The organism is Neoluteolibacter marinus (assembly GCF_014904755.1).
GTDB classification, from domain to species: Bacteria; Verrucomicrobiota; Verrucomicrobiia; order Verrucomicrobiales; family Akkermansiaceae; genus Haloferula; species Haloferula marina.
Genome location: NZ_JACZFQ010000105.1, coordinates 33,916 through 58,619 on the forward strand (window position 1 = coordinate 33,916; position 24,704 = coordinate 58,619).

At 64.4% G+C, this 24,704-nt stretch carries 20 protein-coding genes; 14 read left to right on the forward strand and 6 right to left on the reverse strand.

The features are described 5' to 3' along the window. The first annotated feature begins 19 nt into the window (after window positions 1-19). From IG178_RS20955 to IG178_RS20985, 7 genes are all read left to right on the forward strand, one after another. Entirely contained in the window at window positions 20-595 is a 576-nt protein-coding gene (locus IG178_RS20955) for a hypothetical protein (RefSeq protein ID WP_193214544.1), read from the forward strand. A gap of 76 nt (window positions 596-671) precedes the next feature. Beyond that, window positions 672-1,541 (forward strand): branched-chain-amino-acid transaminase, encoded by an 870-nt coding sequence (ilvE, locus tag IG178_RS20960; protein ID WP_193214545.1) that lies wholly within the window; start codon window positions 672-674, stop codon window positions 1,539-1,541. Between the two features lie 100 nt (window positions 1,542-1,641). Then, the gene (locus IG178_RS26260; protein ID WP_193214546.1) at window positions 1,642-2,118 is read left to right on the forward strand and encodes a UvrB/UvrC motif-containing protein; all 477 of its coding nucleotides are present in this window, start codon (window positions 1,642-1,644) and stop codon (window positions 2,116-2,118) included. A gap of 6 nt (window positions 2,119-2,124) precedes the next feature. Further along, on the forward strand, window positions 2,125-3,243 hold the full coding sequence (locus IG178_RS20970; RefSeq protein WP_226895651.1) for a protein arginine kinase: 1,119 nt from the start codon (window positions 2,125-2,127) through the stop codon (window positions 3,241-3,243). Next, on the forward strand, window positions 3,240-5,765 hold the full coding sequence (locus IG178_RS20975) for an ATP-dependent Clp protease ATP-binding subunit (RefSeq protein ID WP_193214547.1): 2,526 nt from the start codon (window positions 3,240-3,242) through the stop codon (window positions 5,763-5,765). The genes IG178_RS20970 and IG178_RS20975 overlap by 4 nt, the downstream gene beginning before the upstream one ends. A 166-nt stretch (window positions 5,766-5,931) precedes the next feature. Beyond that, window positions 5,932-7,671 (forward strand): cation:proton antiporter, encoded by a 1,740-nt coding sequence (locus IG178_RS20980; RefSeq protein WP_193214548.1) that lies wholly within the window; start codon window positions 5,932-5,934, stop codon window positions 7,669-7,671. 293 nt (window positions 7,672-7,964) lie between these two features. After that, window positions 7,965-9,551 (forward strand): GNAT family N-acetyltransferase, encoded by a 1,587-nt coding sequence (locus tag IG178_RS20985; RefSeq protein WP_193214549.1) that lies wholly within the window; start codon window positions 7,965-7,967, stop codon window positions 9,549-9,551. A 7-nt stretch (window positions 9,552-9,558) separates the two neighbouring features. Here IG178_RS20985 and IG178_RS20990 read toward each other — a convergent pair whose 3' ends face one another. Then, on the reverse strand, window positions 9,559-10,419 hold the full coding sequence (locus tag IG178_RS20990) for a GH25 family lysozyme (protein ID WP_193214550.1): 861 nt from the start codon (window positions 10,417-10,419) through the stop codon (window positions 9,559-9,561). A 135-nt stretch (window positions 10,420-10,554) separates the two neighbouring features. Between IG178_RS20990 and IG178_RS20995 the strand changes: the two genes are divergently transcribed. Both IG178_RS20995 and IG178_RS21000 read left to right on the forward strand, forming a co-directional pair. Further along, window positions 10,555-11,382: an FKBP-type peptidyl-prolyl cis-trans isomerase N-terminal domain-containing protein gene (locus IG178_RS20995; protein WP_193214551.1), complete on the forward strand. Its 828-nt coding sequence runs from the start codon at window positions 10,555-10,557 to the stop codon at window positions 11,380-11,382. A 22-nt stretch (window positions 11,383-11,404) separates the two neighbouring features. After that, window positions 11,405-12,091 (forward strand): metal-dependent hydrolase, encoded by a 687-nt coding sequence (locus IG178_RS21000; RefSeq protein WP_193214552.1) that lies wholly within the window; start codon window positions 11,405-11,407, stop codon window positions 12,089-12,091. Between the two features lie 99 nt (window positions 12,092-12,190). On the opposite strand, the gene IG178_RS21005 is transcribed toward IG178_RS21000, so the two are convergent. Together IG178_RS21005 and IG178_RS21010 are read right to left on the reverse strand one after the other, a co-directional pair. Then, the gene (locus IG178_RS21005; protein WP_193214553.1) at window positions 12,191-13,369 is read right to left on the reverse strand and encodes a CHRD domain-containing protein; all 1,179 of its coding nucleotides are present in this window, start codon (window positions 13,367-13,369) and stop codon (window positions 12,191-12,193) included. A 143-nt stretch (window positions 13,370-13,512) separates the two neighbouring features. Beyond that, a complete protein-coding gene (locus IG178_RS21010) occupies window positions 13,513-14,121 on the reverse strand; it encodes a polysaccharide biosynthesis/export family protein (RefSeq protein ID WP_193214554.1) in 609 nt (202 codons plus the stop codon). A 143-nt stretch (window positions 14,122-14,264) separates the two neighbouring features. Between IG178_RS21010 and IG178_RS21015 the strand changes: the two genes are divergently transcribed. Further along, complete coding sequence (locus tag IG178_RS21015; RefSeq protein ID WP_193214555.1) at window positions 14,265-14,759, forward strand: RNA polymerase sigma factor; 495 nt, start codon at window positions 14,265-14,267, stop codon at window positions 14,757-14,759. A 22-nt stretch (window positions 14,760-14,781) separates the two neighbouring features. Beyond that, the gene (locus tag IG178_RS21020) at window positions 14,782-17,601 is read left to right on the forward strand and encodes a vWA domain-containing protein (protein ID WP_193214556.1); all 2,820 of its coding nucleotides are present in this window, start codon (window positions 14,782-14,784) and stop codon (window positions 17,599-17,601) included. Between the two features lie 63 nt (window positions 17,602-17,664). Here the strand turns inward: IG178_RS21020 and IG178_RS21025 are convergent, their stop codons facing one another. Then, window positions 17,665-18,762, reverse strand: coding sequence for a pyridoxal-phosphate-dependent aminotransferase family protein (locus IG178_RS21025; protein ID WP_193214557.1), 1,098 nt, complete (start codon window positions 18,760-18,762; stop codon window positions 17,665-17,667). Further along, on the reverse strand, window positions 18,759-19,937 hold the full coding sequence (locus tag IG178_RS21030; protein WP_193214558.1) for an adenosine deaminase: 1,179 nt from the start codon (window positions 19,935-19,937) through the stop codon (window positions 18,759-18,761). The genes IG178_RS21025 and IG178_RS21030 overlap by 4 nt, the downstream gene beginning before the upstream one ends. Window positions 19,938-20,037: 100 nt before the next feature. Between IG178_RS21030 and IG178_RS21035 the strand changes: the two genes are divergently transcribed. The 3 genes from IG178_RS21035 to IG178_RS21045 all read left to right on the forward strand — a co-directional run bounded on the left by IG178_RS21035 (window position 20,038) and on the right by IG178_RS21045 (window position 23,347). Beyond that, window positions 20,038-21,141, forward strand: coding sequence for a metal-dependent hydrolase (locus IG178_RS21035; RefSeq protein ID WP_193214559.1), 1,104 nt, complete (start codon window positions 20,038-20,040; stop codon window positions 21,139-21,141). A 47-nt stretch (window positions 21,142-21,188) separates the two neighbouring features. Continuing rightward, on the forward strand, window positions 21,189-22,715 hold the full coding sequence (locus IG178_RS21040; RefSeq protein WP_193214560.1) for a bifunctional metallophosphatase/5'-nucleotidase: 1,527 nt from the start codon (window positions 21,189-21,191) through the stop codon (window positions 22,713-22,715). A 95-nt stretch (window positions 22,716-22,810) separates the two neighbouring features. Next, on the forward strand, window positions 22,811-23,347 hold the full coding sequence (locus tag IG178_RS21045; RefSeq protein WP_193214561.1) for a hypothetical protein: 537 nt from the start codon (window positions 22,811-22,813) through the stop codon (window positions 23,345-23,347). Here IG178_RS21045 and nagZ read toward each other — a convergent pair. Continuing rightward, the gene (nagZ, locus tag IG178_RS21050; protein ID WP_193214562.1) at window positions 23,341-24,408 is read right to left on the reverse strand and encodes a beta-N-acetylhexosaminidase; all 1,068 of its coding nucleotides are present in this window, start codon (window positions 24,406-24,408) and stop codon (window positions 23,341-23,343) included. The two genes, IG178_RS21045 and nagZ, sit on opposite strands and share 7 nt — an antisense overlap. Window positions 24,409-24,704 lie beyond the last annotated feature (296 nt).

Consider the following 24,704-nt stretch of genomic DNA (forward strand, 5'->3'; position numbering starts at 1 on the left):
GGGCGGAAACCTAGCGGCCGTGATCCGCTGCTGGCAAGCCATCGTCCTGAGCCTGTGTCTTCCCGTTTGTGGCGTGGGACAGGAGGCGGCGAAGTTCGAGTGGAAGCCGCCGCACACCGGTGCAGGCGCCTTTACCGACAAGCTCGGCATGCTCGAGCGCGAGCGCGAGGAATACGCCAACGGCCTGGCGGCTTACGCGTCGAACCGGGTGGCGGCGGCCAAGGCGAGCGTCGCCTCGTTGGGCGAGGCCCGTCGTCTGGTTGCCCTGGCCTTGCACCTTTCCCCGCGCAACCGCAAGGCGCTGGTGCTGAACTTCCAACTGTCGCGCGGGGTCCTGCCGGAGGCGGTCCCGGGCGATTACCGGCCCGAGGTGCTGGCCGGGCTGTTGTTCACCCGCGGCCAGGTGCTGAAGCAGCAGGGCGGATCCGAGAACCAGCTGGCGGCCCGGGTTTTCACCGAGCTGGCGGCGGAAATCGATCCCAAGAACGACGACGCGGTCTACGCGAGCGAGCTGTTGCGGCTGGATCAGGGGCTGGTGGATTGGAAGGAACTGACCGATGTGCCGGCGACCGCGGCCCCCGCGGAAACGCCGTGACCGCGCGGCTTTGCCGATGGTCACAGGAGGGGCTTGCCAGCCTGCAAACCGCCCTTAGGCTCCGGCAACTTTTCCCATGAAAATCTGGCTCGACGGCGAATTGGTGGAGGAATCCGCGGCGAAGATCTCCGTGTTCGATCACGGCTTGCTCTACGGCGACGGCGTGTTTGAAGGCATCCGCTTTTACAACGGGCGGGTCTTCCGCCTCGAGGAGCACATCAAGCGGCTGTTCGAGTCCGCCCGGGCAATCGTTCTCACGATGCCGTGGACCCAGGAAGAAGTCTGCCGCTACGTGGTGGAGACGGTGGCGGCAAACGAGATCAACGACGGCTACATCCGCCTGGTCGTGACCCGCGGGTCCGGTGGCCTCGGCTTGAACCCCTATCTCTGCAAGAAGGCGAGCATGTTCATCATCGCCTCCACCATCAGCCTCTATCCGACGGAGCACTACGAGAACGGGCTGTCGGTGATCACCTGCGCCACCCGCCGCCCGGCTCCCGCCGCGCTGATGCCGCAGGTCAAGTCGCTCAACTATCTCAACAACGTGATGGCGAAGGTCGAGGCGATCCAAGCGGGCGCGCTCGAGGCCGTGATGCTCAACGAGCAGGGCTATGTCGCCGAATGCACCGGGGACAACATCTTCATCCTGCGCGACGGCGTGATGTACACCCCGCTGGTCAGCGACGGCGCGCTCGACGGCATCACCCGCCGGGTGATCTTCGAACTCGCCGCGAAGCTCGGGGTGAAGATCGAGGAGCGGTCGCTCACCCGCTACGATTTGTTCGTGGCCGACGAGTTCTTCCTCACCGGCACGGCGGCCGAGGTCATCCCGGTGGTTTCCCTCGACTGCCGGACGATCGGGGACGGAACCCCGGGGCCGCAGACCAAGCGCTTCATCGCCGCGTTCAAGGAGCTTGCCGCTTCAACCGGAACCCCGATCGATTGAGAAAAGACGGCCCGGGCGGGAGATTTCCTTTCGCATTGTGGCCGGGCACTCTTAGTTTGAGGAGGCAATGGACTGCGACATTTGTGGCAAAAAAGCAAAGGTGCACCTCACCCAACTGGTGGGCGGGGAGATCAAGAAGATCGCCCTTTGCAACGACTGCGCCAAGGAAAAGGGGGTGACCGATCCAACCGGATTCGCGCTTGCCGAGATGCTGCTCGGCAAGTCGCCGGGCAAGCCGGTGGTGCCGGTGCCGCTGTCGTCGGGACCGGCCCGTGCCTGCCCGACCTGCGGCTTCACGCTCGACGATCTCCGGCGGGTCCGCCGCTTCGGATGTGCCGATTGTTACACCACTTTCCGGGACGAGGCGCTGCAGATGATCCGCGGCATGCACAAGGGCAACCGCCACTGCGGCAAGGTCCCGGAGGGACTGATGGAATTGCACCAGCGGACGCAGCGGCTCGAGGAGCTGCGCGGCCGTCTGGATCAGGCGGTCATTGCCGAGAACTACGAGGAAGCGGCCGGTCTGCGCGATGAGATCCGCCAGATCGAGCTCGCCGTCGCCAACCGCAACTCCTGACCTGCCATGATGCGATTTTCCACCCTCATCCGAAACCCCGCCGACTGGATGATCGGCGAGGGCGCGGACAATGCGGTCGTGCTGACCTCGCGGATCCGCCTCGCCCGCAACCTCAAGGACCAGCCGTTTCCCGGCTGGGCGAAGAAGGAGCAGCGGCGCCGTGCGCTGGAGATCATGCGGCCGGCCGTCGAGGCGCTGCCGTGCATGAAGGACGCGTTTTCCCAGGAACTCGACGACCTCACCTCGGTGCAGAAGCAGGTCATGGTGGAGCGCCACCTGATCAGCCGCGAGCACGCGGCCCGCGGCGAGGGCAGCGCGGCGGTGATCGAGCGCCGGCAATCGGTTGCCCTGATGCTCAACGAGGAGGATCACCTGCGGATGCAGTCGATCCGGCCCGGCATGGCATTGCGGGCGGCCTACGACACGCTGGCGGCGATCGACACCGAGTTGGAGGGCGAGCTCGAACTCGCCTTCGATCACGAGCTGGGCTATCTGACGACCTGTCCGACGAATCTCGGGACCGGGATGAGGGCTTCGGCGATGTTGCACCTGCCGGCCCTGGTGTTGAGCGACCAGATCGGCCAGGTCCTGCAGGCGGTCAACAAGATCGGCCTCGCGGTCCGCGGGCTCTACGGGGAAGGCACGGAGTCGCTCGGCAACCTGTTCCAGATTTCCAACCAGTCGACCCTGGGCGAGAGCGAGGAGACGATCCTCCGCCGCCTCGAGCGGGTGATTTCCCAGGTGGCAACCCACGAGCGCAATGCCCGCGACAAGCTGCTGGAAGACGACCCGGCGATGGTCAGCGACAAGATCGGCCGCGCTTACGGGGTTTTACGGCATGCGTGGATCATCGACTCGAAGGAGGCGCTGAACCATCTATCCTTGCTCAGGCTGGGGGGAGATCTCGGATTCCTTCCGGAAGGAACCGTAAAATCTTGCGACGCCTTGCTAATGGACATCCAACCGGCACACCTCCAGCTACACAGCGGCAGGAAACTCTCGCCGGAGGAGCGCGACTCCATTCGGGCGGAAATTGTCCGCGGCCGGTTGCAAAGCCTCGAACCACCTGATATTCGTTCTATTAGGAAAAACGATTCACCCGATCAAGAACCCGACATGCTATGAACAATTTCACCCCCAGAGCCCAACAGGTGCTGGCCCTCGCACGGAAAGAGGCCGACCGCTTCAACCACAGCTACGTGGGGACCGAGCACATCCTGCTCGGCCTGATCAAGCTGGGCCAGGGAGTCGCGGTGAACGTGCTCGAGCGCATGGGTCTCGATCTCGAGAGCGTCCGGATGGAAGTCGAAAAGGAAGTCGGCACCGGTACCGGACAAAAGATTTCCGGCAGCATTCCCTACACGCCCCGCGTGAAGAAGGTGCTGGCCCTCGCCAACAAGGAGGCCAAGGCGCTCAACCACAGCTACGTCGGCACGGAGCACATCCTGCTCGGCTTGTTGCGGGAAGGGGAAGGCGTGGCCGCCCGGGTCCTGCGCCGCATGGATGTCGACATCCAGCGCACCCGCAACGAGATCCTCGCAGAGATCGATCCCAATTTCACGCCGGAGGACGACGATGACGACGACGATGACGACGACACCTTCGAGGACGAAGGCGAAGGAATCGAAGGCGATGAGCCGGAGTCCGAAGGCAAGACCAAGACACCGGCGCTGCGTGCCTTCGGTCGCGACCTGACCAAGCTTGCCCGCGACCACGAACTCGATCCGGTGATCGGGCGCGAGTCGGAGATCGAGCGGGTCATCCAGATCCTCTGCCGCCGCACCAAGAACAACCCGGTGCTGATCGGCGAGGCGGGGGTCGGCAAGACCGCGATCGTCGAAGGACTCGCCCAGGAGATCGCCTCGGGCAACGTTCCGGAAATCCTCCGCGACAAGAAGGTCATCACCCTCGACCTCGCGTTGATGGTCGCCGGCACGAAGTACCGCGGTCAGTTCGAGGAGCGCATCAAGGCGGTGATGGACGAGATCCGCAAGGTGAAGAACGTCATCCTGTTCATCGACGAACTCCACACCATCGTCGGTGCGGGTTCGGCCGAAGGGGCGATGGATGCCTCGAACATCATCAAGCCCGCGCTTTCCCGCTCGGAACTGCAGGTGGTCGGCGCAACCACGCTCAACGAGTACCGCAAGTACATCGAGAAGGATGCCGCCCTGGAGCGCCGTTTCCAGCAGGTCAAGGTCGAGGAACCCTCGGTCGAGGACGCGATCAAGATCATGCAGGGTCTCCAGGAGAAGTACGAGATCCACCACAAGGCCAAGTTCACGCCGGAAGCCGTCGAGGCCTCCGTGAAGCTGACTTCGCGCTACCTCACCGGCCGTTACCTGCCTGACAAGGCGATCGACGTGCTCGACGAGGCTGGCGCCCGTGCCCGCATCGGCCAGATGACGCGCCCGCCCGAGATCAAGCAGCTCGAGGCCGACATCGAACAGGTCAACCGCGAGAAGATCGGTGCGATCGGCGAGCAGGACTTCGAGAAGGCCGCGGCGCTCCGCGATACCGAGAAGAACATCAAGAAGACGCTTGAGGAGACGCTCAAGGATTGGCGCTCGAAGTCGGAGGAAACCGTCGTCGAGGTCAACGACGAGGACATCATGGCCGTGGTCTCGAAGTGGACCGGCGTCCCGCTCCGCCGCATGGAGGAGAAGGAGGCCGAGAAGCTCCTCAAAATGGAAGGCGAACTCGAAGGCCGGGTGATCGGCCAGGACGAGGCGGTGAAGGCGATCTCCAAGGCGCTGCGCCGCTCACGTGCCGACCTCAAGGATCCGCGCCGGCCGATCGGTTCGTTCCTGTTCCTCGGGCCCACCGGCGTCGGCAAGACCTACCTTGCCCGCAACCTCGCCGAGTTCATGTTCGGGGACCCGGACGCGCTGATCCAGATCGACATGTCCGAGTACATGGAGAAGTTCACCTCGAGCCGGCTCATCGGCTCGCCTCCGGGCTACGTCGGCTACGAGGAAGGCGGCCAGCTTTCCGAGGCGGTCCGCCGCCGGCCCTATTCGGTGGTTCTCTTCGATGAGATCGAGAAGGCCCATCCGGACGTCATGAACCTGCTCCTGCAGATCCTCGAGGAAGGCATGGTGACCGATTCGCTGGGTCGCAAGATCGACTTCCGCAATACGATCATCATTCTCACCTCCAACGTCGGGGCGTCGACCATCAAGCGCCAGACCTCGCTCGGATTCGGTGCGATGTCCGCCGACGAATCCGACTTCGAGGGCATGAAGGACAAGATCCTCGAGGAGTCGAAGCGCTTCTTCAAACCGGAGTTCCTCAACCGCCTCGACGACCTGGTGGTGTTCCACCTCCTGGAGAAGAAGGACCTCGACAAGATCGTCGACCTCGAGATCGACAAGTTGCTGGTCCGCCTTCGCGAGAAGGAGATCACGCTGCAGCTCGATTCGTCCGCCCGCGACCTGTTGGTCAAGAAGGGCTACGATCCCGCCTACGGGGCGCGGCCGATGCGCCGTGCGGTCGAACGTTACCTCGAGGATCCGCTGGCGGAAGCCTTGCTGCGCGGCGACGTGAAGCCGGGCGATTCCGCCAAGGTCCTGTGCCCCGAGGGCAAGGAGGAACTGGTGTTCGAAACGATCACCAGTCCGGCCGAGCCCGACGAGGCGGGGGTTTGATTCCCCGTCATCTTTCGAGGGCGGCTCCCGACCGGGAGCCGCCCTTTTTCGTGGGCTAGCGACGGCGGGACTCCGGCCGGGACGGGGGAAGTTGCCGATTCCCGAGACATTTCACCTGAATGGCTTTCCAGCCGGTGGTCCTTCGGGGATGCTCCGCTGAAGAACGATGTCGTGGATCAACTCACTCCTGATTGCCGCCGGGGATTCCGGAGTCACCCCGTTTTTCGGGATGCTGGCGATGGTGCTGGTCCTGGCCGTCTTCGTTTCGCTGGCTCTGGTGAAACTCCGTCAGAGCCTGCTGGTCGGCTACTTCCTGTGCGGGGTGCTGATCGCCAACAGCGGGTTCCTCGGGCTGGTCGGCATCGGTCCGGATGATCCGATGATCGGGAACCTCGGGGAGCTCGGGGTGATCCTGCTGATGTTCACCTTGGGACTGGAGTTCTCGATCGACGAGTTGCGCCACCTCTGGCGGACCTCGCTCATCGGCGGCGGAGTCCAGGTCGGGGTGACCGCGGCGATCGCGGCGGTGGGTTCGCGCCTGTTCGGGATCCCGTGGCCCGAGACCATCGTGCTTTCCGTGGCCATTGCGCTCAGCTCCACGGCGGTGGCGATGAAGTCGTTCCAGGAGATCGGCCAGCCGAACAACCCCGGCGCACGCGTGGCCCTCGGGGTTGCCTTGTTCCAGGACATCCTGGTCATCCTTTTCATCCTGATCCTGCCCGCGATCTACGGGGAAAATAGTGGATCGACCCTCGGTCAGATCGCCTGGGCCCTCTGCAAGGGAATGTTCTTCCTGGGGTCGGCCGTGCTGTTGGGGCGCTACGGAAACACCGCCTTGCTCCATGCCGTGGCGCGGACCCGCAGCCGCGAGCTTTTCACGCTCACCATCATCGGCACCTGCGCCGCGGTGGCGCTGGCGGGCGAGGCGCTCGATCTCGGGCTGTCGCTCGGAGCCTTTGCCGCCGGTCTCGTCCTGAGCGAGTCGATCTATTCGCACCGGATCCTCGCCGACATCCTGCCCTTCAAGGATCTGTTCCTGACGATTTTCTTCGTCTCGGTCGGTCTGATGATCGATGTCGGCGCCTTGCTGGATGAATGGCTTTTCGTGGTGGTCGGCTCGCTGGCCATCCTGATGGTGAAAGGCGCCGTGGTTTTCGGGGTGACCCGCATTCTCAAGCTGCCGTTGAAACCCGCGCTGCTCGCCGCCGCCAGCCTCTCGAGCACCGGTGAGTTCTCGCTGGTGCTGTTGAAGAAGGCAGGGGGCTTCCAGCCCTTCGATCCGGCGGTCGAGCAGCTGTTGCTGGCCTGCACCGCGGTCACCATGGGCCTGGTCCCTTCGTTGATGCGGGGCGCGGGGCCGCTGGGACGGTGGCTGGAATCGAAAGGGGTCATGGTCACCAAGCCGCGGCCGCCGTCGGAGCTCGCGCCGCTCAAGGCCATCCGCGAGATCAGCGATCATGCCATCATCTGCGGCTACGGGCCGGTGGGAAGGGCCCTCAACGAGGCGCTCCGCCGCTGCGACATCCCCACGCTGGTGCTCGAGCTGAACGCCGACACGGTGCGCGAGCTCAAGGCCGCCGGCCAGCCGGTGCTGTTCGCCGATGCCGGTCATCCCGAGGCGCTCGACCTTGCCGGCATCGAACGGGCCCGGTTCGTCGCATTCACCTTCCCGGCCGTCGGCATCACGCTGGCGGCGCTGCCTCAGGTCCGGGAAAAGAATCCCGGCATCCTGGTCTTCGCGCGGGCCAAGTTCCAAAGCGAAGTCAATTTGCTGCGTTCCCGGGATGTTCAGGTCATCCACGACGAGCGGGAGAGTGCCATCGCGATGATCGAGAGCGCCATGGGCGTCTATCAGCGGGCCGATTTGTCGCACGATGACTTCCTTGCAATCGTGGACGGCAAGTAAACGGGCGGTTTGGAATCGTACCGTTCATATCAAGCCGAGGGGATAGTCATTTTTGACGAAATTTCCCCATTTGCCCGGATGACTTGGCACGCACGCCGCTTAATTTGGACCCGACATAGGTCATGGCGAGCAGCTGGTTTCTTGGGTTTTACCGCCTGCTTGTAGTGACTGATACAGAACGCGGCCGGCACGGGGTTTCTTGGGTTTACCCCCGTGCCGGCCGTGAGTATTTTGAAACGGAGGCTGTTTGATTTTCTGTTTTCGGTCAGCGCATTTCTGGTCTCTGTTGCCGCGTGCCGCCGAAAGACCACGAAACCAAACTGGGTCCCGTCATTGTCCGGAATCCCTCGATCGCCGACATCCCTGCCATGCTGGCCCTGCACCAGCGCTGCTTCCCGCGGCCCAACGATGCCGGCGGGCCTTGGAACGAGGAGCAGCTCCGGTCGCACCTCCAGGTGTTCCCCGAGGGGCAGTTGCTTGCGGAGAAGGATGGCAAGGTGCTGGGCGTGGCCTCGTCCTTGATCGTGTCACTCGGCAGGAATCCGCTGCGCAAGCACACCTACGACGGCATCACGGATGCAGGGTTTTTCTACAATCACGATCCCCAGGGCGACACGCTCTACGGCGCGGACGTCTATGTCGATCCGGGGGCCCGCAAGTTGGGCATCGGCGCCGCGCTTTACTCGGCCCGGCGCGACCTGTGCCGGCGGCTGAACCTGCGCCGTATCATCGCCGGTGCCCGGCTATGGCACTACGCCGAGCATGCGGCCCGGCTGACCCCGGAGGAATACGTCTGGCAAGTCCAGGATGGCAAGATCCCGGACCCGGTGCTGGGATTCCAGATCAGCCAGGGCTTCGCGGTGCGCGGCATCATGCCGAATTACCTGCAGGACCGCCGTTCGCGCGACCACGCCGCCCTGATCGAATGGATCAATCCGGATCACCAGGCGTCGGGCGAAGAGGGCGGCAACAAGGTGCGTGTCGCCTGCGTGCAGTACAAGATGCGCAAGGTCACGGACTTCGAGGACTTCGCCAGCCAGGTGCGTTACTTCGTCGAGACCGCCGGCGAGGACTATGGTGCGGAATTCGTGCTGTTCCCCGAGTTCCTGACCGTGCAGCTCCTCAGCGCCCTGCGGCCGCTCGGTTCGCGGGAGGGCATCCGCAAGCTGGCCGAGTACACGCCGCAGTTCATCGAGCTGATGAGCAGCCTGGCCCGCGAGCAGGGGCTCTATTTGATCGCCGGATCCCACCCGGTGGCACAACCGGACGGGCGCCTCGAGAACACGGCGATGATCTTCAAGCCGGACGGTACCCACGTCAGCCAGCCGAAGCTGCACATCACCCCGTCCGAGAAGACCTGGTGGGGCATCACCGGGGGAGATTCGTTGATCGTCTTGCAGACACCAAAAGCCAAGATCGGCGTGCTGATCTGCTACGACGTCGAGTTCCCGGAGGCAGCCCGCTATCTGGCCGACCGCGGGGTGGAGTTGCTGTTTGTTCCCTATTGCACCGACAATCGCCAGGGCTACCTGCGGGTCAGCCTGTGCTCCGCCGCGCGGGCGATCGAGAACCAGATCTACGTTGCCACCGCCGGAGTGGTCGGGAACCTGCCGGATGTTCCGGCGATGGACATCCACTACGGCCGGGCCGCGGTGTTCACGCCCAGCGACTTCGAGTTCGCCCGCGACGGCATCCAGGCCGAGGCCGATGCGAACCTGGAAACGATGCTGGTGACGGACCTCGACATTTCAGACCTCTACCGATCGCGGCTCAGCGGCAGCGTCACGCCGGTGACGGATCGCCGCACCGATTTGTTCGAGTTCCACAACAAGCTCTCGAACGAGCTGATCGCCCCGGGCGTGGACGAGGGCCATCTCTAGCAGGCGCTTACCACCAGGCCCACCCGTGGCGGTTCCAGAAGGACTGGAGGTCGCCGTCGCTGCCTTTGAAAACATTGCGCTCCATGGGGTGCGCCATGTTCCCGAAGTAGCGCGGGCTGCGCCAGGAACCGGTGTCGTAGTGTTTCGGGGTCGAGCGGCCGTTTTGCCAGACCACGCCGCCGTACTGCCAAAGTGCCCAATCATCCCAGATGCCGTATTGCTCCATCAAGCGGTCCGGGGTCAGCGGGCCGCTGGTCATCATCGTCCGCTCGGTGCCCCCGGGACCGTAGAGAGCGATCCAGTAGGGCGAGCGGCGGATGACGCTTTTCTGGTTCGGGCTGGCCGCGCTGAGGCTGGCGCGGAGCCGGTCGCTGTTTTCCAGATAGGTGACCGGCGTCACCCCGGTGCGCTGCTCGACGCGCTGGATGAAGCGGACCAGCCGGTCGGGCGAGGACTTGGTGTCGAAGTCGCCGACCAGCAGGATCTTGCGCTGCGAAACGCCGCGGCTGCGGGCGGTGCTGCGGACGCGGTCGACGAAGGCATCCGCCTGGGCCGCGGGGTCCTGGTCCATCGTCACGAAGTGGTAGGCTCCCATCAGCAGCCCCTGGCGGTCGGTTGAGATGAGGAAGTCGCCGAATTTGTCGTCGAGCAGCGGCCCCTTGGCGGAGCGGGCGATCAGGCCCCGGGCGCCGTTGCGCTTCAGTGCCGAGACATCGTGCTGGGAATAGCGTTCGCCCGAAACCTGCCGTTCCTTCGGATCCCAGCCCGACACGTTCAGCACCGCGGGGGAGGAGGACACGCTGGTGCCGCCGAAGCCTCCGCCACCGCAGGACGCGAGAAGCAGAGGGACCATCAAAAGAGGGAACATCTTCATGGATGATACCGAACACGAAGCACCCGCCGCTGTCGAGAGAAGGGGCGCGGGGGATCCGTGTCACCACCCCGGACCGCTCTCAAGGTCCTCTCGACAAGTGCCGGTTCCGTCCCTAGCGTCCGCGCCGACATGAAATTGCATCTTACTTCCGGCGTCCTGGCTTTCGGCCTCGCCACCCTGATTCCGGCGGCCGCCCAGAACGAAGGCGCCGCGGAGAAGCCCGCAGCAGACACTCCCGCTGAAACCCCGGCGGCCCCGATCGATCCGGCCAAGGTGAAATCCGATTCCTCCTACGGCCTCGGTTTCCGCACCGGCGGCGAGTTCGCCCAGAACTACAGCCAGTTCGGCATCAGCGCGGAAGACATCGACACCGAAGCCTTCATGAAGGGCTTCCTCAACGCCTTCAAGGGCGAGAAGCCGGAAGTTCCGGAGGAAGGCCTCAAGGCCGCCATGGCCGCGCTGGGCGAAATGCTCCAGGCCCGCGAGAAGGAAAACGCCGCCAAGAACCTCGAAGCCGGCAAGGCGTTCCTCGCCGAGAACGGCAAGCGCGAAGGCGTCATCACCACCGAGAGCGGCCTTCAATACGAAGTGCTCGAGAAGGGCGGCGACAAGAAATACGAAGCGCCCAAGGAAGGGGAGGCGGACAAGCAGTTCATGGTGAACTACCGCGGCACCCTGATCGACGGCACCGAGTTCGACGCCTCGCCGGAAGGCCAGCCGGTGCCGATGACCCTGCAGGTGATCGACGGCTTCAAGGAAGCTCTCACCACGATGCCGGTCGGCGCCAAGTGGAAGCTCTTCATCCCGAGCGAGATGGCTTACGGCGAACAGCGCCGCAGCGCCGAGATCGCTCCGAACAGCGTGCTGATCTTCGAACTCGAGTTGCTCGAAATCAAGGATGCCCCGCCGGCTCCGGCCCACGGCGGCATGCCCTTCCCGATGCCCCAGGGCGAGTAATCCCGTAAACGACCCCGACGCCATGCCCCGCCTGACCTACTACGGACACGCCTGCATCGGCATCGAGGTCGCCGGCGGAACCCAGCTGCTTTTCGATCCCTTCGTCACGCCCAACGGCCTGGCGAAGGCGGTCGAGGTGGACGCCATTCCCGCCGACTACGTCCTGCTCACCCATGGTCACGAGGACCACGTGGCGGATGCAGGGACGATCCTGCGCCGGACCGGCGCCACCCTGGTCTCGAATTTCGAGATCGTCTGCTGGTACCAGCAGCAGGGCATTGAGAAAGCCCATCCCATGAACCTCGGCGGCGGATTCGATTTCCCGTTCGGCCGGGTCAAATACGTCAATGCCGTCCATTCCTCCGTCTTGCCGGACGGCACCTATGGCGGGAATCCCGGGGGCTTCGTGGTCGAGGCTCCGGATTGCTCGTTTTATGTCTCCGGCGACACCGCGCTTCACTGCGACATGAAGCTGCTGGGCGACCGCCACTCGCTGGACTTCGCCGTGCTCTGCATCGGCGATAATTTCACCATGGGGCCGACTGACGCCGCCCTCGCCGCCGAATGGGCCGGCGTGAAGCGCGTCGTCGGGGTCCACTACGACACCTTCCCGCCGATCGTCATCGACCGCGAGAAGGCCAAGTCCGAGTTCGCGAAGCGGGGCATCGAGCTGCTCCTGCCGGCCATCGGCGAAACCATCGAGCTCTGAGCCCGCGGGGGACGTTCCCGCAGGACGAAAAACGGGGCGGCCATTCCGGCCGCCCCGTCGTCGTGTTGATTGATTGCTTCGGGGAAATCCCGGATCAGGTCATTTGACCTTCTTGGGCTTCTTCTCCTTCTTCGCCTTGGAGTGGGGGACGGTGACCTCGGTCGTGGTGGTGGCGGTGTTGCCGGCTTCGTCGGTGGCCTCGACCACGATGGTGTAGATGCGGCCGTCGCCGTTACCGGAGCGCTCCGCGCGGAGCTTGACCTTTTCATCCGAGATGATTTCCCAGTCCGGCGCGGTGTTGCCGTCGCCGGTGGCGTTCTCGTCCTCGTTGGAGCTCACCTCGACGATCCGGGTGGTCACATCGCCGCAGATGTCCTCGGCTTCGACCTTCACCTTCACCGTCTTCATCTTGTGGTTCGGCGGCCACAGGGACGCCGGGTTCGGGGTCACGCTGGTGATGATCGGTGGGACGGTGTCGACGATGGTGACGGTGAATTCACATCCTTCAGCCACTTCGACGCCATCGGAAACCGCGACGGAAACCACGTGCTCGCCCAGGCTGAGCTCGCCGACAAAGGGCACGGTGGTGGAAGTGGTCACGCCTCCCGAGGGGACGACAATTTCCGGCTGATCCACTCCGTCGATGGTGTAAACGACATAGAGTTCGTCGCCATCGACGTCCTCGACGTCAACGCCCAGTTCGACGGGGGCGCCGTCGTGTGAGGTGCACTCCAGGGTGACCGACTCGGGGCAGGACACCGTGGGCGCGGAATTCGTCACGTGGACGAGCTGGCCACGGATTTCGCCGTCGGGATTCGCGGAGGTATGGATGTTGATGTAGTTGAGGCCGCCGAGGAGGTCCGCTGCTTGCGGTGGCGTCAGGAGGATCTTGCCGACGATCACACCGCCGTCGCCCGGAGCGGGCGCGAACAGGTGTTGGCCGGTCGCGAAGAAGTCGTGAATCGGAGGGGCGGTCGCCGCCGCACCGGCCGGGCCGTGGAGGTGCGCGGCGGTGGCATCACCGGTGAGATTGGTGAATCCACCGAGGCTGCCATAAGCCAGCGCGACCGACAGCTCGTTGGTATCCGTGTCGAAGGTGATGCCGGTGAGGGCTTCGCCTCCACTTCCGGTTCCCGTGGCTGCGGGGACCTCGTTGGCGGGGCTCAACCCCGTGGCCGCGCTGGTGCCAGCGGGCGAGAGGTCGAAGTTCAGGATCTCCGCCTGCAGCGGAAAGGTGAGAACGCCTATACCGGCGACGGTGTATAGCAGTTTGTTCATGGATGTAAGGGACAGTTTGAATGCTTGTGAACAAGCGCGAACAGCCTCCTGCAGAAAGGGTCCCGGTTCAAGCCGTGAGTTCACGGGTTGGCAGTACGGGCATTCTGCAATGTCAGTGCGAGCCTTGCCCGGCTGGTTGAGGATCAATCCAGCAGCGGCGCGACCGCCGCATCGTTGCCGTGCCAACGGTCGATGAGACCCTTCTGTTCCACCTGCAGCGAGTCGTCGGGTAGCAACCGGATGTTCTTGTGGCGTAGCTTTTCGAAATCGAGGCAGTACTGCTTCTCGCCGCGGATCAGGATCAGATTCCGACTGCCGAAATCGGTCCGTCCGCCCGCGGCGTCCAGCGCCTGGATCACGGTCATTCCTTTGCGGAACTCTGCCTCACCCGCCCGCCGGACCTGGCCGCCGACGCTGACGATCGCTTCCTTGTCGCCGATTTCCTTGCCGCTGATCGCTTCAACGTCGATTGCGGGCTTGGTGTAGATTCCAGCAGCCTGGTAGGCGCTTTCCGCTGCCCGCGCGAACTCCTCCGGCGTCAAGCCCCTGGCGGTGACCAGGTCGTCCAGTAGCGGCAGGCGGACCTTGCCGGATTCCCCGACCCGGTAATTGCCGTTGATGATTTCCTGTTCGGAGGCGCCCACGCCGCGGAGGGTGAGCTGGATCCCGTCGCCCGGTTCAAGGCCGGCAAACAGAGGGCAAGCGGAGGCCGCGAGGAGCAAGAGACTTCTTGGGATGGCGTTTGAATTCATGAGATGGATTTAACTTTGTGGGAAAAAGTAAACGGGCTCAAGCCAATCTTCCGCCGTCCGAAGATTCTTGTCACAATCCCCCGCTGCCGGGGCAATGGAGAGTGAAAGCCATGCAAGCCGTCGCCATTTCCCCGCCCCGACCGATGGACAGGACCCGATTCTCCGAGCTGGTGCGCGAACATCACCTGACCCTCCTGTCCTACGCCCGCGCCCTGTGCGGGGTGGAAACGGTGGCACGGGAGCTTGTCCAGGATTCCTTCGTCGCCGCTTGGCAGAACGTCGGGAAGTTCGAGGTCACGCGAGACTTTGCCGCGTGGATGCGGGGAATCGTCCGCAACAAGTGGCGCGAGCATTGCCGGCTCCACGCCAGGGAAATCCCTTTCGACGAAGAATCGCTTTCGCGACTCGAGGACACCCTCGCTCCCTATCAGGCCGGTGACTCGGCCGTCTTTGCCCGCCTCGCCGAGTGCCGCGACAAGTTGCCCGGGCCGATGAGCGACGCGCTTCGCGCCTGCTACGACGAAGGTCATACCTGCGAAGAAGCGGCACCGCGGCTGGGGCTCAATCCCGCGGCGCTCCGAAAGCGGCTTGAGCGTGCCCGTGACGCCTTGCGGCTCTGCCTGTCGAAGAACGCCTGAACCTTTTCACCAAACCAAGCGCATGAATCCCAAGGAAGATCCCTCCGACCGGTTGGTCGATTCGCTGTTGCGGGAACAAAACCGTCACAGTGCCGATGAAGAGCTGCTGCGTGAGATCGACGCGAAACTTGAAGCGGCCCCGATCTCGCCAAGTTCACGATCCGCGCGACGCAACATCGGTGGTCTTGTCCAGGCGGCTGCGGCGGTGCTGGTTGCGAGTGTCGGACTGACGTTCTTGGTTTTGCCTCGCCCTCCGCGACCGGACAATTCTCCGGCCAAGCTGCACGTGACCGCGGAGAGTCACCTGTTCCCGGTACCGGACGATTCGGTATCTCCTCCGGTCGCGGCGAATCCGGTGATGGCACCTGCCGGGGATATGGCCTCCTTCGAAGTTGGTCCCGCCGCACCCGCTGTAGCATCGCCTGCCGGCGTCCCGGGGAGCGAGGGCTATTCCAGCCTGGCGGCCAAAGAGCAGATCCGCCGCCAGCGGATCCCAATCCCGGCTGGATCAGCGCGGGGAACATCGTCAATGCGCGTCGACAAGGATCGCCTCGCGGGTTTGGACGGGGAGAATTACCGGAACCTGGAAGAGCAAATTCTTGCCACAGATGCCATGGTGCCGAGACGAGAGTTCGTTCCCCCGGCCGGGGATTTCGCCCTGTCGGCAGCTCCGCGACCCTCCCGTGAAAACTACGGTCGTCTGACCGATCAACCGTGGAAGTCGCCGTGGAGTGATGCGCTTTCCACGTTTTCCATCGATGTCGACAGCGCCTCCTACACCAACGTCCGGCGGATGATTCTCGACGGGCGCCCGATACCGGCGGATGCCGTCCGGATCGAGGAGTGCATCAACTACTTCGACTACTACTACGCTGGACCGGAAGGGGACGGCCCCTTCGCGGTTCACGGGAATCTCGCCACCTGCCCATGGAAGCCCCGGCACCTGCTGGCGCGGGTCGCGATCAAGGGGCGCGAGGTCGATGCCAGGTCGAGACCGGCTTCGAACCTCGTCTTCCTGATCGATGTGTCCGGGTCCATGCAGTCGCCGGACAAGCTGCCGCTGCTCAAGCGCTCGATGCGTGTTCTGCTCGATCAACTCGACGAGCGGGATCACCTCGGGATGGTCGTCTATGCCGGATCCGAAGGAGTTGTGCTGGATCCCACGGCCCTCGACGAGCGGGGATTGTCGAAAGCCGTCCAGGCGCTCGGAAAGCTCGAAGCCGGCGGTTCGACCAACGGCGGTGCCGGCATCAAGCGGGCCTATCAAATGGCTTCCGCCCACATCGTGCCGGGAGGCGTGAACCGGGTGATCCTGGCGACCGACGGCGACTTCAATGTCGGCACCACCGGTCAGGGCGACCTGGTGAAACTCGTCAAACAGGGGGCGGCATCGGGCGTGAGCCTGAGCGTCCTCGGCTTCGGCACGGGCAACCTCAACGACGCGATGATGGAAGCCATTACCAACGACGGCAACGGCAACTACTTCTACATCGACGGCGACCGGGAAGCCAACCGGGTCTTCCAGCAGAAGCTGACCGGCACGCTGGTGACCATCGCGAAGGACGTGAAGATCCAGGTCGAGTTCAATCCGGGCAAGGTGCAGGCCTACCGTTTGATCGGCTACGCCAACCGGATCTTGCGGGACCAGGACTTCGCCGACGACAAGGTCGATGCGGGCGATATCGGTGCCGGGCACACGGTGACCGCGTTTTATGAGATCGTGCCGGTCGGGCTGCCGGCTCCCGACACGGGTTCCGTGGATGCCTTGCGCTATCAGAGACCTGCGGGCAGGGAAACTGTGGCGAGTGACGACTGGTTCACCTTGAAGCTCCGCTACAAGCACCCGGAAGGAGAGGTGAGTTCCCTGGTCGAGACCCCGGTGCGGGGCGAGCCCGTTGCGTGGGAAGATGCGGGCAATGACTTCCGCTTCGCCGCCGCCGTCGCCCTGTTCGGGATGAAGCTAAGGGAAATGCCCGGGATGGCGGATCTGCCATGGCCGAAGGTGGTTGAAATCGCGAGGCCCGCGCTCGCGGAAGATCCGGAGGAACAGCGGACTGGCTTTGTGGAACTCGTGAAGAAGATCGCTCCGGAGCCTCGCGAAATCGATGCGGTTCTGACTTCCGATCCTTCCCGCGGGTCCGCAGGTCCCGGCAGCGGAAATGGTCGTCACCCTGTTTCCTCCGAGCCGGAGGAACGGTCGCCCATCGGGCAGGGGATCCTGGCCCGTGGAGTGGTTTTGATGGCAGGCGAAACCCCGGGTCCTGAGGTTTACGCGCACGGTGCAGGGGAAGTGGCGGGCAAGCCCGGGACGCGGCTCCAGGTCGGTTCCGCCTTCAACCTCCAGCATCGCGCCCTTCCCTTCGCCGGAGGCCCGGTGGTCTTCACCTCTAGTTCCGACGCAAGTAGTATCAACGACCCTTCTTCCATCCTTGCAACGGGGCAACTTCCAAAGGATGCACGCACTTGCACGTTTGTCTTCCTGCCAAGCGGAGGGAAAGAGGACGAGCCGCCATACCGGACCATGGCAATCGATGATTCGGTGCAAATGTTTCCTCCCGGCTCGATCATGATCGTCAATCTCGCCGCCGATTCGGTGAGATTCGAGCTTGAGAAGGATCTCCATCTGATCCCATCGGGATCCCGGGAGGTGATTGCCAATCCACCCGTGGGCCAGAACAACATGACCCGGGTGACCGCAGCCGAACTTCATGAAGGCCAATGGAGACTGGTATATTCATCGGTCTGGAACGGAGTCGGTGGCGACCGGATGATCCAAATCATCCACCGCGGTCCCGGCGGGCGATTCCAATTGAAAGGCTACCTCGAGGAGATCGCCCGGTAGTCGGGGGGGCGGTGCGATGGACGCTGGGTTGCTCCATTGGCCGCCGGTTCCGGTTCAGGCGGATCATTCCAGGCAATCCACCAGCGCCGCGAGCACCAGGTCGACGTTTGCCTGCGTCGCGGAGTGGCCCATCAGGCCGATCCGCCAGGCCTTGCCGGCGAAGGGGCCGAGGCCGGCGCCGATCTCGATCGAGTAGTCGTCGAGCAGCTTCGCCCTCACCGCGGCATCGTCGGCCCCCTCGGGGATGTGGATGCAGTTCAAGGTGTGCAGGGAGTGCTCCGGAACGTAGCGGATGCCCATGCTTTCGAGACCGGCGCGCAGGCGGCGGTGGAGCCGGGCGTGGCGGGCGTGGCGGGCTTCGAGACCTTCCTCCAGCACGATGGTCAGCGCCTCGTGGAGGGCGTAGATCATGTTGACCGGCGCGGTGTGGTGATAGGCGCGCTTGCCACTGCCCCGGTAGTAGTCCTTGAGCATCGAGATGTCGAAATACCAGCTCTGGGGCTTGGTCTTGCGTTGCTCGGTGACTTCGACGGCACGCGGGGAGAAGGAGACCGGCGACAGTCCGGGCGGGCAGGACAGGCACTTCTGGGTGCCGGAGTAGATGGCGTCGATGCCCCACTCGTCGACCTTCAGAGGATGGCCGCCCAGCGAGGTGACGGCATCGACAATGAACAGCATCCCGGATTCGTGGAGCATTTCACCCAGCTGCTCCAGCGGCTGCAGGGCGCCGGTGGACGTCTCGGCGTGGACGATTCCCATGGCCTTGGCATCCGGGTGGCGGTCGATCGCCTCGGCGAGCATTTCCAGGGGGAAGATCTCGCCCCAGGGCACCTCGACCTTGTGCACGGTGACGCCGGCGCGCTCCATCACGTCCACCATCCGCCCGCCGAAGACGCCGTTGACGCAGACGATCGCCTCGTCGCCCGGCTCCATCAGGTTGGTGACGACGCATTCCATCCCGGCCATGCCGGTGGCCGAGACGGGGAAAGTCAGCGCGTTTTCGGTTTCGAAGACCTTGCGCAGCTTCACGCAGGTCGAGTCCATGATCTCGATGTAGCGCGGATCGAGGTGGCCCAGGGTCGGCGCGGCCATGGCGCGCAGGATGCGGGACGGGACGGTGCTCGGGCCGGGGCCCATCAGGATGCGTTCGGGAATGATCATGGGTGGTGCGGGTTGCGGGGGAGTCGGGCGGCAAAGGCCTGGGCGGTCAGTTCCGCGAAAAGCATGGCGTAGGATGGCAGCAGCAGCCGCTGGATCAAGTTCACGCGCATCTGGTGCGGGGCGAAGGCGCTCTTCATCGCGTCCATGGTCATCTTCTCGATTTCGACCAGGCTCAGGTTGAAGGTGCTCGCCGCGATCGCCAGCTCCTTCGACATCTCGGTGTCGCTCATCAGGCGGTCGTCGGTGTTGAGGAAGACCCGGAAGCCGGCCCGCTGGAACAGGGCGAAGGGATGCTCCTCGAAGCTCGCGCAGGCACCGGTGTGGACGTTGCTCGACAAGCACATCTCCAGCGGCACCCGGCGGTCGAGGATATACTGGGCCAGGGATCCCAGCTTCAGCGAGCCGTCGGGCCGGATCTCGATGTCATTTCGCAGCCTCGTCCCGTGGCCCAGACGGTGGGCACCGCACCATTGCAGGGCCTGCCAGATCGACTCCGGGCCGAATGCCTCGCCGGCGTGGATGGTGATGTAGAAGTTCGCGCGCTCGATCGCCTGGAAGGCCTCGACATGCTTCTTCGGCGGGTGGCCGAATTCACCGCCGGCGAGATCGAAGCCGACCACGCCGCGGTCGCGGTGGCGGATCGCCAGCTCCGCGGCTTCCAGGGAGTCGGTGCGGTCGCGCATCGCGCAGATGATCAGGCCCCACTCGACGCCGGTGGCCTTGCTTCCCGCCTCGAGACCCTCGATCACCGCCTCGACCACCTCGTCCTGGGTCAGGCCGCCGCCGGTGTGGAAGACCGGCGCGAAGCGGACCTCGGCGTAGACCACTCCGTCCGCCGCCATGTCCTCGAGGAACTCGCGGGCGACCCGCGCCAGGGCATCGCGCGTTTGCATGACGGCGATGGTGTGGGCAAAGCCCTCCAGGTATTCCGGTAGGTTGCCGCGCTGGGCGCCGCGATGGAACCAGGCGGCAAGTTCCGCGGGGTCGGTGGTCGGCAGGCCGCGGTAACCCTGGTCCCCGGCCAGCTCGATGATGGTCGCCGGGCGCAGGCCGCCGTCGAGGTGCTCGTGGAGCAGGACTTTCGGCAAGCGGCGGAAGTCCAGGGCCGCCACCAGGGCCTTTCCCACCGGCAGCGGAGCCTTGGGAAAGAACTCCGGATAGCGGTGCTCGATCATCCCCCACGACCTAGCAGATCCCGGCCCCCCGTGCGCGGAAAATTTGCATCGCTGAACTTTCCCGCTTGGAATTTCCGTCCCCGCGACGGTTGCTCCCGCCGTGGACTCGATCACCCAAGCAGCACTCGGAGCGGTCGTCGGCGAGCTGGTGCTCGGTCGCCAGCTCGGCCGCCGGGCCATCGGCTGGGGTGCCCTGTTCGGCACGCTTCCCGACCTCGATGCGGTCCTGACCTGGTTTGTCCCGACCTCGTGGACGCTCCACGTTCACCGCGGGTTCTCGCACTCGCTGATCCTGATCACCTTGCTGACCTGGTTGCTGGCCAAGCCCCTCGCCAAGCGATGGAAGAAGGAGAAGGCCACCCCGCAGCGTGCCGCCCTGTTCGTTTCCCTCGCCTGGGGCACCCACGTGCTCATCGACGTGTTCACGGTTTACGGCACCGGCGTCCTGTCGCCGTTCCCGGGCTACCGGGTGTCCTTTGACAACCTGTTCATCATCGATCCGCTGTTCACGATCCCGTTGCTGGTGGCTGTCGTCATCGGTCTCTTCGTGAAGCCGAAGGAATGGAAAAAGGGCAAGGGGTTGCGGTCCGCCGCCTGGTGCCTCGGGATCAGCTGCTTCTACGTCGGGCTCAGTTTCTGGGCGAAATACTCGGTCAGCCAGGCGATCGGCGCCGACCTCGCGCGGCGCGGCGTTTCCTATCAACGCCGGATGGAAGCGCCCACGCCCTTCAACATCCTGTTCTGGCGGGCCCTCGTCGACCGGCCCGGCGAGATCTGGATCGGCTACCGTTCGATCTTCGACTCGGCCGAGCTGCCGATCCGCTGGACGGTGGTTTCCAAGGGGGAAGACATCGCTGCCCGGTATGCCGACGCCGGCGAGGTGAAGAGCGTCCAGTGGTTTTCCAAGGGCTGGTGGATCGCCCGCGAGTCGGCGGACGGGCTCTGGCTGGCGGACCTTCGTTTCGGCGAGGGCCGTCAATGGGACGACCGCGGCGTGGCCCTCCGGCCGACCTTTGTCTGGACCTACAATCCGACGACCGACAAGGACCCGCTTCATCAGCATGGCATCGAACCCCGCGGTGCGGCCGATTCGTTGCGCCGCATGGGCCGGCGGATGTCGGGCGAGATCGGGTCCTGGGAAGACAACCCGCGGATGATCGGCGCCTTCCTCGCGCTCCAGGAATATCTCCCACAGCACAAGTAGGGAAATCCACCATTGATCCCGGCGCGGAAACCGCTACGTCGGCGGACATGCAGGACACCTGTTTCGTGCCGGTCTCGCGCCGTCGATTCCTCGCCGCCGGCGGCATGCTCCTCGGTTCCTCGCTGGTGGCGGACGCCGCGGCGCTGCGGCGGGGCAAGACGGTTTCGATTTTCCACACCACTGACCTGCACGGACGGGTCATGCCGACGGAGAACTACGACGGCGTCGGCGATCTCGGCGGGCTCGCCCGCTGCGCGACCCAGATCCGCCGCTGGCGGAAGGAGTTTCCCGACTCGATCCTCGTCGACATCGGCGACGTCTATCAGGGGACCCCGGCCAGCCTGCAGACCGGGGGGCAGCTCATGATCGAGCTCTTCAACCGCCTCGGCTACGATCACTGGGTGCTCGGCAACCACGACTTCGACTGGGGTCGCGACACCGTCGAGGCCGCGATCGGGCATTCGAAATGCGACGTCCTCACCGGCAACCTGACCGTGGATGGCAAACCGACCGTAGATGCCGGCGGGGTGTGGGGGAAGGTCCGGCCCTGGAGCATCCGCGAGGTCGGCGGCTTCCGCATCGGCATGATCGGCCTCATCACGCCCGGCCTGCCATATTGGCTGGCGCCCGCGACCCTCGGCGGCGTCGCGGCGACGGATCCGATCGAGTCCTTGAAAAAGAGCCTCGCCGAGATCCAGTCCGAGAAGCCGGATGCCGTCGTCGTGCTCGGCCACATGGGCTGGCGCTTCTCCGACGACTATGCCAATCCACTGCGCGAGATGCTGGCGTCGGTGGACGGTGTGGACATCTACCTGGCCGGGCACAGCCATCAGGACCAGCCGTCGTTCATGAACGGCCGGGTCCTGTGCAGCCAAGCCAGCTATTACGGCATCCACTGCGGGCGCATCGACCTGACCTTCGACCGCGACAGCCGCAAGCTCATCGACCGCCGCGCCTTCACCGTGTTGATGGATTCGCGGTTCGAGTTCGATCCTCTGGTCATCGAGATCGCCGAGCCGGAGCTTGCGAAGGCCGACGCGCAGATGAAGCGCAAGGTCTGCACCGTGAAGGCGAAGATCGAGGGCGGCGGGAAATACAGCGAGGTCTCCAAGCTCCTGTGTGAATCCTTCGCCGCGGCCCTCGCGAAATCCGGTACCCCGGTCGATGGCGTTTTTCACGGCACCTTCGGCCGCGACGACATTCCTCCCGGCGAACTCACCGTGGCCGACTGCTGGAAGATCCTGCCGTACGAAAACGGCCTCCTTGTTGCCGAGCTCACCGCGCAGGACCTGCGGGTCATCCTCGCCGAGGACGGCGGTTCGCGGACGTTGTGGCCGTTCGAGGTCCGGGTGTCCAAGGATGGTGAGGTTGATCGCTTTTTGCTCGATGGGCAGCCGGTGGACGAAAGCCGGCGCTTCAAGATCGCCTTCAACACCTACGACGGCCAGTCGGGCGGCCGCAGCCTGCCGAAACTGCACGAGATCCTCCTGCGCCCCGACAGCAAGCGCGCCGATACCAACGTGGCGACGCGCGAGGCGTTCATCGACTACCTGTTGGACCGGGGGGAGATTTGATAACCGGGCGACTCTGCTGAATTGGCGAAGAATCTGGTGACGAATTGGTGAGGGTGGGGAGTTCTAGTCGGGTGCAATCGTATCTCGGGAAATGTATGCCGCTCGTATTCATTGCTACGATTGGTTTCCAAAGCCTTGCGCTGGCAAGTGAACGCGAGTTCACACTTCATTGCGAGTATCTCAGGACCGCGGAAATTCTAAAGACGTTCCGTCAGATCGCCGGACATGTTGATTTCAATGTGACCTTCAAGGAAGTCGACGGGGATATCGTGATGGAAGGAGGAACCGCGGACTTCCGTGCAAGGCTACAGGCACTCAAGGAGGCTATCGATGTGCCATACAGCCAACCGCCGACAAGGTGGATAAAGCTTCGGCACGGAGACGTGATTCATATCGCGGATGTCGTCACAAAGGCGTTTGTGGAAACTGGACCGGACGACAAAACGCCCATTGTGGCGGGCAACGAAATGCCGCTCCAGGTGGTGCCAGCGGTCCGAACCAATGAGTTGCTTGTTTTTGGTCCCGAGGCGGTGATGGAAGCCGCTGTGGAGCTTGCATTGCTGATCGACGGCATGCAAAAGCCGGTGAGTCGTGGTTGTGGGGACGTCGGTGCCTCGTTGGTTCATCAATAATCCGCCACCGGGGAGTTCGGCAATACGGGGCCGGCTTCGGGAACTTCCCCGGCCAGGTCGGCAATCTCCCCGCACAGCTTCTCCCAATGGCTCTCCGACCATTTCAACGGGGCGTTGAGCTTCTTGCGGAAGCGCGCGATCCGCTTTTCCGCATCGACCGTCACGCCCGCCGGTAGCTTGCCGAGTTCGATCGCGGCGGCTTCGGCGCGGTCGGTGCGGTGGCAGATCATGGCGAGGTCGTTGCCGGCCTCGATGGCGGCGACGACGTCGGTGTTGTCCGGGTAGCGGTCGGCGATCGCGCCCATATCGAGGTCATCGGTGAGCACGAGGTGCTTGTCGAAGCCGAGCTGGTCGCGGAGGAAGCCGGTGACCATGCGCTTCGACAGCGAGGCCGGCCGGTCGGGGTCGACGGCGGGGAACAGGACGTGGGCCAGCATGACCGAGTCGAGCTCTGGCATCAGCGCGGTGTAGGGGATGATGTCCTCTTTGAGCAGGTCGGCGAGGGTCGCGTCGCTGACCGGCAGGTCGAAGTGGGGGTCGGAGGTGGCCCGCCCGCAGGCCGGGAAATGCTTGGCGCAGGACAAGACCCCGCGCTTGCGCAGCCAGCGGTTCCACTGGCCGGCGTGGTCGATCACCCGTTGCGGGTCGCGGCCCCAGCAGCGGCCGCGCAGGGCGTTCTGGAGTTCCGGGTGGTGGTCGAGGTCGAGGACCGGGGCGAAGTCGAGGTTGAATCCGAGCAGGCGCAGCTGGTCGGCGGTGAGGACGCCGGCGCGGGCGCTGAGCTTGTCATCGCCTTTCGCGGCGAGGGCATTCGCCGACGGCAAAGCGGGGGCGATGTCCTTGGTCCGGGTGACGCGGCCGCCCTCCTGGTCGATGGCGATGATCGGCTCGTCGAACGAAAGTTCGCGCAACGCGTCGGTCAGCCGGCGGGTCTGCGCGGCCGACTCGATGTTGCGGGTGAAGAGGATGTATCCGGCCGGCTGGAGGCGGCGGAAGAGGTCCGCCTCGTCCGGCGCGATCTCCGGACCGCGGACGCCGAGCAAGAGCAGGTGGCCGTTCATGGCGGGACGATGCAGGAATTGACATCACTGGCAAAGCGCGTCTTCCACGCAAATGTCTTTGGAGTGCGGTGGCAGAGCGCAGCGCCGACACCGCTTTGGTGGGCCCGAAACGCGGGTCTGGGTGTTGCAGTGTTGGATCGCCGTGGGGATCCGTGGGGATGGATCCGTGGGGATGGAGCCGTGGGGATGGAGCCGTGGGGATGGAGCCGGGGTGATGCCGGGGTGATGCCGGGGTGATGCCGGGGTGATGCCGGGGTGATGCCGGGGTGATGCCGGGGTGATGCCGGGGTGATGCC